This is a genomic window from Pseudomonas orientalis, from assembly GCF_022807995.1.
Lineage (GTDB): Bacteria > Pseudomonadota > Gammaproteobacteria > Pseudomonadales > Pseudomonadaceae > Aquipseudomonas > Aquipseudomonas orientalis_B.
In genome coordinates this window covers 1,363,603-1,376,110 of the sequence record NZ_CP094351.1, presented here as the reverse complement: position 1 = coordinate 1,376,110, position 12,508 = coordinate 1,363,603, and the positions used below count along the sequence as shown (strand labels likewise).

Here is a 12,508-nt window from a genome sequence, read left to right as displayed (position 1 = left end):
GTGGCGACTTCCGTTGCGCGCAAATGCTCTGGTGATAACTAGAACACATATTTTGAAAAAGGTTTAAAAACCGGGGCGAATTCTGACGATTGGCGAAATTTGCCTCAAAATGCCATCATTTTTCGCGTCAAATAATCCCGCGTTCTGCCTTGGTTTGCGCCACCTTATCGCGCAAGTACACCGGCGCCGCCTGATCAGCGGGAATCGCCTCGCCACGCTCGAATGCAAAGCGCGCCAAGGTCAGCAAATCCTCTGCATGGGGCAGCATCGTGGCGTCATGGCCGGCCAGCTGGACGCCGATCCGCTCGCCATAGCCCCAGCCGGTGCCGGCGCCGAACCAGGCACCGCTGGCATCCTCGGGTAAAACCGATGATTCCGGCGCCTGCACCGCTTCCACGCCCACCAGGCGCATCTCGCCCGCCGTCTCGCGGTAGCAGCCCCAATACACTTCATCCATGCGCGCATCAATCGCCGCCGCCACCTGCGAAGTACCGTGTTCACGCAGCGCACGTTGGGCCAGCACCGCGAGGTTGGAAACCGGCAATACCGGACGCTCCAGCGCAAACGCCAGGCCCTGTACCACGCCAATGGCGATGCGCACGCCGGTAAACGCGCCGGGGCCACGGCCGAAAGCGATGGCATCCACGGCGGCCAGGCTGGTGCCGGCGTCTTCCAGCAGTTGCTTGATCATCGGCAACAGCTTCTGCGCGTGCAAGCGCGGGATCACCTCGTAGTGGCTGGTTACTTTCCCATCGTGCAGCAAAGCAACGGAGCAAGCTTCAGTCGCGGTGTCCAGGGCCAGCAGGGTGCTCATGGGTGTGGGTGTCCAAGTCGAAAAAAAGTGCGCCAGTATAAACAACAACGGCCCGCAAGCGGGCCGTTGTCAATGCAGCCGATCAATGCATCAGCTCAGTGCTTGCAGCACTTTGGCAGTAATCGCTTCCACGGAGCCGACGCCAGGGATATGGCTGTATTTCGGCTTGCCCTGGGCAGCGGACAGCTTCTGGTAGAAGTCCACCAGCGGCTTGGTCTGGGAATGGTAGACCGACAGGCGATGGCGCACGGTTTCTTCGGTATCGTCCTTGCGCTGCACCAGGTCTTCACCGGTCACGTCGTCCTTGCCTTCAACCTTCGGCGGGTTGTAGACCACGTGGTACACGCGGCCCGAGCCTTCGTGAACGCGACGACCGGCGATGCGCTGGACGATTTCTTCGTCCTCGACGGCGATTTCAACCACGGCGTCCAACTCGACACCGGCTTTCACCAGGGCTTCGGCCTGGGGAATCGTGCGCGGAAAGCCGTCGAACAGGAAACCGTTCTTGCAATCGTCCTGGCTGATGCGTTCCTTGACCAGGTTGATGATCAGGTCATCGGAGACCAGGCCACCGCTGTCCATCACGCTCTTGGCGATCAGGCCCAGCTCGGTGCCGGCCTTGACGGCTGCGCGCAACATGTCGCCGGTGGAGATTTGTGGAATGCCGAATTTTTCAGTGATGAACTTTGCCTGAGTACCTTTACCGGCCCCGGGAGCTCCCAGCAGAATGACGCGCATCGATGTGCTCCTCAATTTTTTATAGAGATGACGCTCGGATTCGCCGCGTGGGGCCAATCTCGTAAAAATGTGGTTCCAGGCCGATCAAACGGCCAAAGGCTGATCAAGATACACAGCGGGCCCTTGCCACACAAGCCGCCCAAAGTAGGAGAAACCCGCGCCAGGCGTGCGTCGGCCAACGGGTTTGCCTGAGCGCCACCCTGCACCTCAAACAACGACCGCCCTTTTCCGGGCGGTCGTCGCAGTTCATTCGCAAGCCGTTGAGAACACGCGAAAAACCTTAACCGGTATTGCGCAGACCTGCGGCAATACCGGCCACGGACACCAGCAGCGCCTGTTCCAGAGGGCTGTCTTGTGCCGCTTCGCGCTGGCGCGAGCGTGCGAGCAACTCAGCCTGCAACAGATGCAAGGGGTCAAGGTAGGTGTTGCGCAGGCGGATGAACTCCAGGGTGTCCGGGCTGTGGGCCAACAGTTGCGACTGGCCGGTCAGGCCAAGCACCACCTCGCAGGCCTGCGACAATAGGTCGCGTAAATGCGCGCCCAACGGCAGCAACTCGGGCTGCACCAGGCGCTCGTCGTAGAGGCGGGCGATATCGGCGTCGGCCTTGGCCAGCACCATTTCCAGCATATCGATGCGCGTACGGAAGAACGGCCACTGCTCACGCATCTGCCCAAGCAACTCACCCTCGCCGCGCGCCAGGGCCTTGCTCAATGCCGCTTCCCAGCCAAGCCAGGCGGGCAGCATCAAGCGCGTCTGGGTCCAGCCGAAGATCCAGGGAATCGCGCGCAGACTTTCAATACCGCCGGCGCGCCGCTTGGCCGGGCGGCTACCCAGTGGCAAACGGCCCAGCTCCTGCTCCGGTGTGGACTGGCGGAAATACTCGACAAACTGCGGATTTTCCCGCACCACCGCCCGGTAAGCGCTGACACCGTCGGCCGCCAATTCGTCCATCAAATGACGCCAGGCCGGTTCCGGCGGCGGCGGTGGCAACAGCGTGGCTTCGAGCACCGCAGCCAGGTAGAGGTTGAGATTCTGCTCGGCAATGTCCGGCAGGCCGAACTTGAAGCGGATCATCTCGCCTTGCTCGGTGGTGCGGAACCGCCCCGCCACCGAGCCCGGCGGCTGCGACAGGATCGCCGCATGCGCCGGGCCACCGCCGCGGCCGACGGTGCCACCACGACCGTGGAACAACAGCAACTCCACCTGTTGCTCACGGCAGATTTCCACCAGGCGCTCCTGCGCCCGGTACTGCGCCCAGGCGGCGGCGGTGGTGCCGGCGTCCTTGGCCGAGTCCGAATAGCCGATCATCACTTCCTGCGGGCCTTGCAGCCGCGCGCGATAGTCCGGCAGTTGCAACAGCCGCTCCATCACCGGCCCGGCGTTATCCAGGTCAGCCAGGGTCTCGAACAGCGGCACCACGCGCATCGGCCGCTGCACGCCCGACTCTTTAAGCAGCAACTGCACCGCGAGTACATCCGAGGCGGCGCCGGCCATGGAAATCACATAGGAGCCCAGCGACGCGGCCGGCGCAGCGGCGATCTCCCGGCAGGTGTTCAGGACTTCCGCCGTGTCCGCCGAGGGCTCGAAATAACCCGGCAGCAGCGGTCGACGATTGCCCAGTTCCTTGTTCAGGAAGTCGATGCGCGTTTCTTCGTCCCAGTCCTCATAACGTCCAAGGCCCAGGTAATCGGTGATTTCGCTCATGGCCGACGCGTGGCGAGCGGAATCCTGGCGCACGTCCAGGCGCACCAGGAACAGGCCAAAGGTCACGGCGCGGCGCAGGCAATCGAGCAACGGGCCGTCGGCGATCACGCCCATGCCGCACTCATGCAGCGACTGATAGCACAGCTGCAGCGGACCGAGCAGGTCGCGATTGTCCTGCAACACCTGCGCCGGTGCCGGTGTATTTTCCTTTAACGAGGAATGAGCCCACTGGCGCGTGGCGCGCAGACGTTCGCGCAACTGTTTGAGCACCGCGCGGTAGGGTTCGACGCTGTCTCCCGCCTGGGCTTGCAATGCCGCATTGGCCTGCTGCATGGACAGCTCGGCGGCGAGTTGATCGACATCGCGCAGGTACAGATCCGCCGCCATCCAGCGCGCCAGCAACAGCACTTCACGGGTGACGGGTGCCGTGACGTTCGGGTTGCCGTCACGGTCACCCCCCATCCACGAGGCAAATCGAATTGGCGCGGCCTCAAGCGGCAGACGCAAACCGGTGGCGGCATGCAAGGCCTGGTCAGCCTTGCGCAGATAATTCGGGATGGCTTGCCACAAGGAATGCTCGATGACTGCAAAGCCCCATTTGGCTTCATCCACCGGGGTGGGCCGCACGCGACGGATTTCCTCGGTGTGCCAGGCCTCGGCGATCAAGCGTTGCAAACGTTCACGGATTTGCTCGCGCTCGGCACGGGTGAGATCACGGTGATCCTGCAGCGCCAGTTGCGCGGCGATCGCATCGTACTTCTGGATCAGGGTACGACGTGCGACCTCGGTAGGGTGGGCGGTGAGCACCAGCTCAATCTGCAATCCCGCCAATTGGCGGGCCAGGGATTCATCGCTGTGGCCTTCGCTTTGCAGGCGCGCCAAGAGTTCCGGTAACACGCGCGACTCGAAGGGCGCCGGCTGCGACTCATCGCGCCGGTGAATCAACTGGTACTGCTCGGCAATATTGGCCAGGTTGAGGAACTGGTTGAAGGCTCGCGCCACAGGCAGCAGTTCGTCTTCCTTGAGCTGATTCAGGCTCGCGCTGAGCTCATCGCCCGCGCCGCGCCGGTCAGCCTTGGCGCCCTTACGGATCTGCTCGATCTTGTCGAGAAATTCATCGCCGTATTGCTTTGCAATGGTGTTGCCCAACAGTTCACCCAGCAGGTGAACATCCTCACGCAAGCGTGCATCGATATCACTCATCAGCCAATCTCCAGCCAGAAATCCGGGACGCGCAGGTGTTCCAGAGTGCCGTCGGCGCAGGTTTCTGACAAGACACTTTAAACCTTGCCGCTTCCAGCTAGTCTCAACATCAAGTCGCCGCGTTATGCACACCGGCGGCTGGACACTCATTATTGAGGTTGCCATGAAAATTCGAGACCTGCCCCAGCATTGGGAAGAGACCGCCAAGGGTCAATTGACCAAAACCGAATATGCGATTCATCTGGATGTGGAGGCCGCCGCGAGACTGGCGGCCCTGGCCGAGATGTACCCCAAGCGTCACGCCGAAGAACTGCTCGGCGAGCTGATCGGCGCCGCCCTGGAAGAGCTGGAAGCCAGCTTCCCTTACGTCAAGGGCCAGCAGGTGATTGCCACCGACGAGGAAGGCGATCCGCTGTATGAAGACGTCGGACCCACGCCACGATTTCTGACGCTGTCGCGCCGCCATCTGCATGATTTGTCAGCCGGCGCTGACGAACAGAAGCACTGACTGCTCCTTTACTGAAGTCAATTCAACCCTTGTATTCCGGGCCTTTCAGCAGCTCGGAATACCGCTGCGCGTGGCGAAAGTTCCAATTTTCCATAGCTGACCGATCAGTCAGTTATTTTTTTAGGCAAATCGCCATCTCCGCTGAACTTTTGAAAAAAGCCTCCGGTCACAGCCAGTAAGCCATCACTTGGAACGCTCGTTTGAACTGGCGTCATGTGCTTTACCGCCGGGCCCGCAAACGGCCACCAAGATGGATTTTGATGTTTTTCAGGAGTAATCCAATGGAGTTGAAGACGATGAAGACCAGCACTGCCAAATCCTCGTTTAACCACCTGCGCGGGCTTAAATTGGCCGCGCTGGCAATCGGCACCAGCTTCCTTCTGGCAGGTTGCGCCGGTAACCCGCCGACCGAGCAGTACGCAGTGACCCAGTCTGCGGTCAACAGCGCGGTCAGCGCCGGCGGCACCGAGTTCGCAGCCGTGGAAATGAAGTCGGCCCAGGACAAGCTCAAAGAAGCTGAAATCGCCATGCACGACAAGAACTACGACAAAGCCCGCATGCTGGCTGAACAAGCCGAGTGGGATGCTCGTGTTGCTGAGCGTAAAGCCCAGGCCGCCAAGGCTGAGCAAGCGGTGAAGGATTCCCAGAAAGCAGTTGACGAGTTGCGTAAGGAAGGCATGCGCCCGGCGGCTATTCAGCAGAAGTAAGCCGCTGCCCCTTGAATGCATCGCACCTGATATCGAATTGAAAGGACGACACGACTATGCGTAAACAATTGATGATCCCTGCCCTGTTGGCGATGAGCGTTGCCCTGGCAGCCTGCTCCACCCCGCCGAACGCGAATCTGGAAAACGCACGGACCAACTTCACGTCCCTGCAGACCAACCCTCAGGCGACCAAGCTCGCAGCCCTGGAAACCAAAGACGCCAGCGAATGGCTGGACAAGGCAGACAAGGCCTACCGCGACAAGGAAGACGAGAAGAAAGTCGACCAGTTGGCCTACTTGACCAACCAGCGTGTCGAAGTAGCCAAAGACACCATTACCCTGCGTGAATCCGAAGCCAAGCTGAAAAATGCTGGCGACGAACGTGCCCGCGCCCTGCTGGACGCCCGTGACGCGCAGATCAAGCAACTGCAAGACAGCTTGAACGCCAAGCAAACCGATCGCGGCACCCTGGTGACGTTCGGTGACGTGCTGTTCGCCACCAACAAGTCCGATCTCAAATCCAGCGGCCTGGTCAACATCACCAAGCTGGCTCAGTTCCTGCGCGACAACCCGGACCGTAAAGTGATCGTCGAAGGCTACACCGACAGCACCGGTTCCGACTCGTACAACCAGAGCCTCTCCGAGCGCCGCGCAGCTTCTGTACAGCGCGCACTGGCACAGCAAGGCGTGGACATTTCGCGCATCGTGACCCAGGGCTACGGCAAGGAATACCCGGTTGCCGACAACGGCAGCGTCTCCGGCCGTGCGATGAACCGTCGCGTCGAAGTGACCATTTCCAACGACAACCAGCCAGTCAAGCCGCGCTCGTCCGTTGCTAACTGATTGATTGAAGCGGCGTAAAAAAACCCACCTTATGGTGGGTTTTTTTTGGCTAGTCGAACTTGATGGTTCGACCGTTATCATCAGCTGGCATTTGAATCTGCTCGTCCCCCTGACTGTCCATCTGGCTGTCGCGCTTGGTCCGGCGAGCGGCTTTAGCGGCTTGCATTGCCTCGACCTCCCTATGGTGTCTTACCATAAGCGCCAATCTTTCCACTAGTGGAATCTTGAGTTCCATCCTCGCCCCAAACCGTATGAGTCACACACGTGTGTGGTTTGCGACGAAATAAGGTTCCAGGCATTCCTGCCGAGGGCGACGACCGGATATCTAATACATCATAAAAACCGCCTCTATGGGCTAATGCGGTTCAGTTAAGGTTTTTTGTAGGAGCGAGCTTGCTCGCGAAAAACTCACGGGCGCCGCGTTCAATCAGGAAACACGCGTTATCGTTGACGTTTTTCGCGAGCAAGCTCGCTCCTACAGAGGCGGCATTACCTCTATGGGCGGCTTTTTCCAGGGGCTTTGATCAGCCGCCGATCGGGCCCGCACCTTGATAGTCCGGCTGCGGGATCGGGCCCTGGCCCGCGCTCTGCCCGCCGCCTTGGCCGCCTTGGCCACCTTCCGCACCTTCCGCACCTTGAGCGCCCTGCGCGCCTTGTTTTCCCATCAATTCCTGTAGCATCTTTATCAATTTCTGAAGAAGATCTTCTTCTTCATTACTAAGGCCGCCTTTACTTTTTTTGTCCTCCAACTGCTTGATTTGGTTTTGCAGATTCTTGATCTGCTGATTGTCGCCGTGTTGAGGACCTCCCTGAATATTGCTGGCGTTACTCCCACCATTCATGCCATTCGCGCCACCCATGTTTGCGCCGCCCGAGATACCGTTGATTCCTGCCATAAATGCTAACTCCAACCTGTGAATTAATGGACCGATCAGCCTTGCCAATCAGTGAATAATCAGTGGTGGGAGAGCCAGGATGGTTCCGGACTGCTCAGGGGCCGACATGCGTCAAATCAATAGTCTGTAAAGACAAGGATGGTTTCCCACGCCAGGGAGGCAGAATTCACTGTTGCAGTTGCGGGGTTTCCTGCCCCATGCACCGCACGGCCTGTTTCTTGTTGTTCACCAGTACGCCGCTCAGGCCCTTCTGGTCGGTATCGAACATCACCAGCACACCCTCGACGCACTGCGCCACTTGAGCGGCGGGGGTCAACGAGACTTTGTAGTCCTCACCCGGCACGGTCTTGAGCATCGTGAACTCACTGAGCAGCAGTGCATCTTCCGGCTTGGCGAAGTGCAGGTAACCGTAGTACCACAAGCAACCGACCGTGCCGATAATGGTGCCGATCCCCGTGAGAATCAGCGGGATCATGTTGCGCTCTTCACTCATTGCGGACTCTCTGATGGGTCGACTTTGGATACGGGGTAATTCGGAATTTCGCCCAGACGCCGCAGGCCGTTGAAATGCTGTGGGTCATCCAGGTAACGCAGCATGACGGTTTGCCAGGTCTTGTCGGCAAACGTCTGCACATGCCCGCCTCGCGTCAGCTGCAGCACCCTGGGCGGTGGCGCCGCTTGATACAGGCGGATGCCGTTGGACACGGGCACGATCGGATCATCCAGGCTGTGAAACAGCAATTTGGGCACGCCTGTCAGTCGGGGCATGGCGTTGATCGCGCTGTCGGCGTCAGGCACCAGCCAGGACAGAGGGACCTGCAACGGCCATGTTACCCAGGAAGTGCTCAGGGCAAATTGTCCCACGTCACGATAACTGGCAGGCACACCGTCCAATACCAGGGCCTTGAGCCGAGACTGGCGCTCGGGGTGAGCCGCCAGATAATGCACCGCCAAGGCGCCGCCCAGGCTCTGGCCAAGCACCACCAGCGGCCGGCCCTGGGCTTCGGGCGCCTGATCCAGCCAGCTGAAAGCAGCGTCCACGTCCTGATAGATCGCCGGCAATGACGGCTTGCCCTGCGAAAGCCCATAACCGCGATAGTCGAGCAACAGTACCTGGTAGCCCTCCTCCGGCAACCACCAACTGCCGCCCAAATGCCAGGCCAGGTTGCCGCCGTTGCCGTGCAGGTGCAGCACCGTGCCTTTGAGGGGTACGCCAGGCTTGGCCGGCAGCCACCAGGCGTGCAGTTTCACGCCGTCGGCGGTGGTGAGGGTGACGTCGCGATACGCCAGGTGGGCTTTTTCCGGCGTGAATGGCAGACCGGGCTCCGGGTAGAACAGCAGGGAGCTGCAGCCGTTCAATGTGAGTAGCAGGCACAGAATGCCGAGGATTCTCATCCGTTGAAGCCTCGTGAGTGAGTTGAAATGGGCGGACCTTGGAGACCCCGTCCGGTCAAAGAATATTGGAGTAGTCCGCCTCGATCCGGTCCAGGCTCAAATGATTGAGGAAGTTGGAAAAGCACATCCACGCCGCCAGTGCGTTCATGTCGCGGAACTGTTCGGGCAGGTACTTGGGGGGCACCACCAGGCCTTCGTCGACCAGTTGGCGAAGGGTGCGCATATCTTCGAGCGTGGTCTTGCCGCAGAACAACAACGGCACCTGCTCCAGCTTGCCCTTGCGCACGGCCAACTGAATGTAGTTGTAGACCATGATAAAACCCTTGAGATAGGACAGATCCTTGGTGAACGGCAGACCTGTCGGCACCGAGCCACGAAACACCCGACTGGCGTTGCCGTAGCTTTCCGCCATTTCAAAGCCCTGCTCACGGAAGAACTCGAACACCTGCAGGAAATCGGCGCCCTCCTCCACCATATGGATGGCGCGGGTGCGGTTGGTCAATTTGCGCAGCCGGCTGGGGTAGGAGGCAAACGTGATGATTTCCATCAGAATCGCCAGGCCTTCCTGGGTCACGGTGGACGAGGGCGGCCCCTTCGACAGGAACGTGCAGATCGGCTGGTTCTGGCCATTGAGGGTGGTGCCCACGTGCACCAGGCCTTCGTGCACTTCCAGGGCGCGCACGTCACGGTCGTTGAACATCGCGTCGGCGCGGATCTTGATGTAGTCGGCGCCCGCTGCTGCGTCGGCAACGATGCCATCGGACTCGAATACGCGGATGGTCTCTTCAGCCTCGCCGAACACCTTGTTCAAACGTGTCTGCAGCAACGCGACGGCGTCCTTGGCGGTCAGGGTCTTGGCTTCGTCCTTGAGGTCGCCACGGCCATCGATATTGTTCAGGTAGTCCGAGAGCATCAGGCCCAGGTCCGCGAGGGTCGGGTCACCGGCGTGGAAAGCATCGGAAGCGGCTCCGTAGAGTTCCTGGGAGATCAGGCCGAAGTCCTCGGTGCCACGGGCTTCGAGCATCCGCACGACCATGCGGTACTCCCGGCACATGCGGCGCATGATCTGCCCCACCGGGCTGAACTGGCCGAGGCGGCGGGTAATGTCGCGCTCGATGTTCTGGAACTCCAGCTTGACCGCGCTTGAATCGAACGACAACGGCCGGTTCAGGTAGTAATCGCGATCCACGGCGGGCATGGCCTTGCCCTTGGCCTTGAGAAAGCCCTGACGAATGTTCTCGTCCCACTTCACGGCGTCGAGGACGCGGATCGGCGTTTGCGCCAGCACAATGCGATCGGACAGGCTGCGTATCGTCTGCTGGTAATCGTCCACCCGGTGCTTCCTCTTTGAACGTGGCGTTTGCGGTATCAGACTGAAGCCAACACCAAGTGCATGTAACGCTTGAGTATCTCCAGCATTTCGTCCCCGGTCAGCGGCTCTGCGCTGCCTAACAGCCCCTGATATTCCATCCGACTGATAATCGCCGTCAACACCTTGGCATCCTGCTGAGGCTCGCGGGAGCCCAATACCTGGAAAAACTGCCCGGTGCCTTGCAACAGAATCTGTTGGTGGGAGCGTACCAGTTCGGCCAGGCGCGGATTCAACAAGGCTTCCTGGCGAAAGGCCTGCTCGGCCATCAGGTAGTCGCGACGGTTGATCAGTTGGCGCTGTACATAGTCGGCGGTCAACCGCGCAATGTCATCGGCCAACTGCGAGCGCGCCGCCGGGCTGCCGTCACCGTAGGCGACCATTTCGCGCAACAGGCCTTCGTTGCGCACCCACAGCTTGCCCATGAAAGCGGCGCTGCGTTCGACGTATTGGGCGAAGGTGTCGGTAAGCAGGTCATCGATGTCCTTGAAGTAGTAGGTGGTGGCCGACAATGGCACGCCGGCTTCCGCCGCCACGGCTCGGTGACGTACGGCACGTACCCCGTCGCGGACCACGATGCGCATGGCCGCATCGAGAATGTCTTGCCGGCGTTGTTCGCTGCCCCGGCGGCTGGCCTTGCGGCCCTGGTACGGGACGCTTTCAGCCACGGCAGCGGCAATGCCGGCGGCGCCTTCTTGAGCCATTACGCGGTTCACCACACACATCCTTGAATAGAACAAAACCTGGCGCTGTTTTTTTGACGCGAGTAAACGCCACATAAAAAAGCCGCCTTATAAAAGGCGGCTTCGGATTTCGCGACGGTTACGCTTGTGGCCGCATGTGCGGGAACAAGATCACATCGCGGATCGACGGCGAGTTGGTCAACAGCATCACCAGGCGATCGATGCCGATACCTTCACCGGCGGTGGGCGGCATGCCGTATTCCAGGGCCCGTACGAAGTCGGCGTCGTAGTGCATGGCTTCGTCATCCCCGGCGTCCTTGTCGGCCACCTGGGCCATGAAGCGTTCGGCCTGGTCTTCTGCGTCGTTGAGCTCGGAGTAGGCGTTGGCGATTTCACGGCCGCCAATGAACAGTTCGAAACGGTCGGTGACGTTCGGGTTGTCATCGTTGCGACGGGCCAGCGGCGACACTTCGAACGGGTACTGGGTAATGAAATGCGGCTGTTCCAGCTTGTGCTCCACCAGTTCTTCGAAAATCATCACCTGCAGCTTGCCCAGGCCTTCGAAGCCCAGCACCTTGGCCCCGGCTTTCCTGGCGATGGCACGGGCCTTGTCGATGTCGTTCAGGTCGTCAGCACTCAGCTCAGGGTTGTACTTGAGGATCGAGTCGAACACCGAAAGACGCACGAACGGTTCGCCAAAGTGAAACACCTTGTCGCCGTAGGGCACGTCGGTGCTGCCCAGCACCAACTGCGCCAGTTCGCGGAACAGTTCTTCGGTCAGGTCCATGTTGTCTTCGTAGTCGGCGTAGGCCTGGTAGAACTCCAACATGGTGAATTCAGGGTTGTGACGGGTCGAGACGCCTTCGTTACGGAAGTTGCGGTTGATCTCGAACACCTTCTCAAAGCCGCCGACCACCAGGCGCTTGAGGTACAGCTCCGGCGCGATGCGCAGGAACATTGGCAGGTCCAGCGCATTGTGGTGGGTTTCGAACGGCTTGGCCGCGGCGCCACCGGGGATGGTCTGCAGCATCGGCGTTTCCACTTCCAGGAAGTCACGCTGGGCCAGGAAGCTGCGGATGTGGGCGATGACCTGCGAACGCACGCGGAAGGTCTGGCGCACGTCTTCGTTGACGATCAGGTCAACATAGCGCTGGCGGTAGCGCTGCTCGGTGTCGGTCAGGCCGTGGTGCTTGTCCGGCAGCGGGCGCAGCGACTTGGTCAGCAGGCGCACGCTGGTCATCTCGACATACAGGTCGCCCTTGCCGGAACGGGCCAGGGTGCCTTCGGCCGCGATGATGTCGCCCATGTCCCAGGTTTTCACCGAGGCCAGGATTTCTTCGGAAAGGGTCTTGCGGTTGACGTAGACCTGGATGCGTCCGGTCATGTCCTGGATCACCATGAACGAGCCACGGTTGAGCATGATGCGACCTGCCACCTTGACCGGGATCGCCGCTTCTGCCAGCTCTTCCTTGGTCTTGTCCGCGTACTGCCTCTGCAGGGCATCGCAGTAGTTGTCGCGGCGGAAGTCGTTGGGGAAGGCGTTACCCTTGGCGCGCTCGGCAGCCAGCTTTTCCTTGCGCAGGGCGATCAGGGAGTTTTCTTCCTGTTGCAGGGCTTGCGGGTCGAGTTGTTGGTCGCTCATGTCTTA

The 12,508-nt window shown here is 60.3% G+C and carries 12 protein-coding genes; 3 read left to right on the top strand and 9 right to left on the bottom strand.

The window, feature by feature from the left end; genetic code table 11:
• Nucleotides 1–127: 127 nt before the first annotated feature.
• The 3 genes from tsaB to ppc form a co-directional block, all read right to left on the bottom strand.
• On the bottom strand, nt 128–814 hold the full coding sequence (tsaB, locus tag MRY17_RS05980) for a tRNA (adenosine(37)-N6)-threonylcarbamoyltransferase complex dimerization subunit type 1 TsaB (protein WP_243353439.1): 687 nt from the start codon (nt 812–814) through the stop codon (nt 128–130).
• A 90-nt stretch (nt 815–904) separates the two neighbouring features.
• Nucleotides 905–1,552 (bottom strand): adenylate kinase, encoded by a 648-nt coding sequence (gene adk / locus MRY17_RS05975; RefSeq protein ID WP_057021888.1) that lies wholly within the window; start codon nt 1,550–1,552, stop codon nt 905–907.
• A gap of 280 nt (nt 1,553–1,832) precedes the next feature.
• Nucleotides 1,833–4,460 (bottom strand): phosphoenolpyruvate carboxylase, encoded by a 2,628-nt coding sequence (gene ppc, locus MRY17_RS05970; protein ID WP_243353438.1) that lies wholly within the window; start codon nt 4,458–4,460, stop codon nt 1,833–1,835.
• Between the two features lie 163 nt (nt 4,461–4,623).
• On the opposite strand from ppc, the gene MRY17_RS05965 reads away from it, so the two are divergent.
• The 3 genes from MRY17_RS05965 (at nt 4,624) to MRY17_RS05955 (ending at nt 6,517) form a co-directional block, all read left to right on the top strand.
• Nucleotides 4,624–4,968: a pilin assembly protein gene (locus MRY17_RS05965; protein ID WP_124422627.1), complete on the top strand. Its 345-nt coding sequence runs from the start codon at nt 4,624–4,626 to the stop codon at nt 4,966–4,968.
• A gap of 281 nt (nt 4,969–5,249) precedes the next feature.
• Nucleotides 5,250–5,675, top strand: a complete 426-nt coding sequence (locus MRY17_RS05960) for a DUF4398 domain-containing protein (protein WP_057723235.1) — start codon at nt 5,250–5,252, stop codon at nt 5,673–5,675.
• Between the two features lie 56 nt (nt 5,676–5,731).
• Nucleotides 5,732–6,517: an OmpA family protein gene (locus MRY17_RS05955; RefSeq protein WP_181284089.1), complete on the top strand. Its 786-nt coding sequence runs from the start codon at nt 5,732–5,734 to the stop codon at nt 6,515–6,517.
• A 524-nt stretch (nt 6,518–7,041) separates the two neighbouring features.
• On the opposite strand, the gene MRY17_RS05950 is transcribed toward MRY17_RS05955, so the two are convergent.
• The 6 genes from MRY17_RS05950 to lysS form a co-directional block, all read right to left on the bottom strand.
• Nucleotides 7,042–7,413, bottom strand: coding sequence for a hypothetical protein (locus tag MRY17_RS05950; protein ID WP_181284090.1), 372 nt, complete (start codon nt 7,411–7,413; stop codon nt 7,042–7,044).
• 166 nt (nt 7,414–7,579) lie between these two features.
• Nucleotides 7,580–7,906, bottom strand: a complete 327-nt coding sequence (locus MRY17_RS05945; RefSeq protein WP_181284091.1) for a hypothetical protein — start codon at nt 7,904–7,906, stop codon at nt 7,580–7,582.
• A complete protein-coding gene (locus MRY17_RS05940) occupies nt 7,903–8,808 on the bottom strand; it encodes an alpha/beta hydrolase (RefSeq protein WP_243353437.1) in 906 nt (301 codons plus the stop codon). The genes MRY17_RS05945 and MRY17_RS05940 overlap by 4 nt, the downstream gene beginning before the upstream one ends.
• A gap of 55 nt (nt 8,809–8,863) precedes the next feature.
• On the bottom strand, nt 8,864–10,141 hold the full coding sequence (locus tag MRY17_RS05935) for a flavohemoglobin expression-modulating QEGLA motif protein (RefSeq protein ID WP_057723241.1): 1,278 nt from the start codon (nt 10,139–10,141) through the stop codon (nt 8,864–8,866).
• Nucleotides 10,142–10,176: 35 nt separating this feature from the next.
• Entirely contained in the window at nt 10,177–10,893 is a 717-nt protein-coding gene (locus tag MRY17_RS05930; protein ID WP_243353436.1) for a TetR/AcrR family transcriptional regulator, read from the bottom strand.
• A 106-nt stretch (nt 10,894–10,999) separates the two neighbouring features.
• Nucleotides 11,000–12,502 carry a lysine--tRNA ligase gene (gene lysS / locus MRY17_RS05925; protein ID WP_243353435.1) on the bottom strand — a complete coding sequence of 501 codons (1,503 nt, stop codon included), beginning with the start codon at nt 12,500–12,502 and terminating at the stop codon, nt 11,000–11,002.
• Nucleotides 12,503–12,508: the final 6 nt, after the last annotated feature.

What these genes read in the sequence shown, in the direction of transcription:
- tsaB (WP_243353439.1), bottom strand. Translation starts at nt 814, where the DNA reads ATGAGCACCCTGCTGGCCCTGGACACCGCGACTGAAGCTTGCTCCGTT.
- adk (WP_057021888.1), bottom strand. Translation starts at nt 1,552, where the DNA reads ATGCGCGTCATTCTGCTGGGAGCTCCCGGGGCCGGTAAAGGTACTCAG.
- ppc (WP_243353438.1), bottom strand. Translation starts at nt 4,460, where the DNA reads ATGAGTGATATCGATGCACGCTTGCGTGAGGATGTTCACCTGCTGGGT.
- MRY17_RS05965 (WP_124422627.1), top strand. Translation starts at nt 4,624, where the DNA reads ATGAAAATTCGAGACCTGCCCCAGCATTGGGAAGAGACCGCCAAGGGT.
- MRY17_RS05960 (WP_057723235.1), top strand. Translation starts at nt 5,250, where the DNA reads ATGGAGTTGAAGACGATGAAGACCAGCACTGCCAAATCCTCGTTTAAC.
- MRY17_RS05955 (WP_181284089.1), top strand. Translation starts at nt 5,732, where the DNA reads ATGCGTAAACAATTGATGATCCCTGCCCTGTTGGCGATGAGCGTTGCC.
- MRY17_RS05950 (WP_181284090.1), bottom strand. Translation starts at nt 7,413, where the DNA reads ATGGCAGGAATCAACGGTATCTCGGGCGGCGCAAACATGGGTGGCGCG.
- MRY17_RS05945 (WP_181284091.1), bottom strand. Translation starts at nt 7,906, where the DNA reads ATGAGTGAAGAGCGCAACATGATCCCGCTGATTCTCACGGGGATCGGC.
- MRY17_RS05940 (WP_243353437.1), bottom strand. Translation starts at nt 8,808, where the DNA reads ATGAGAATCCTCGGCATTCTGTGCCTGCTACTCACATTGAACGGCTGC.
- lysS (WP_243353435.1), bottom strand. Translation starts at nt 12,502, where the DNA reads ATGAGCGACCAACAACTCGACCCGCAAGCCCTGCAACAGGAAGAAAAC.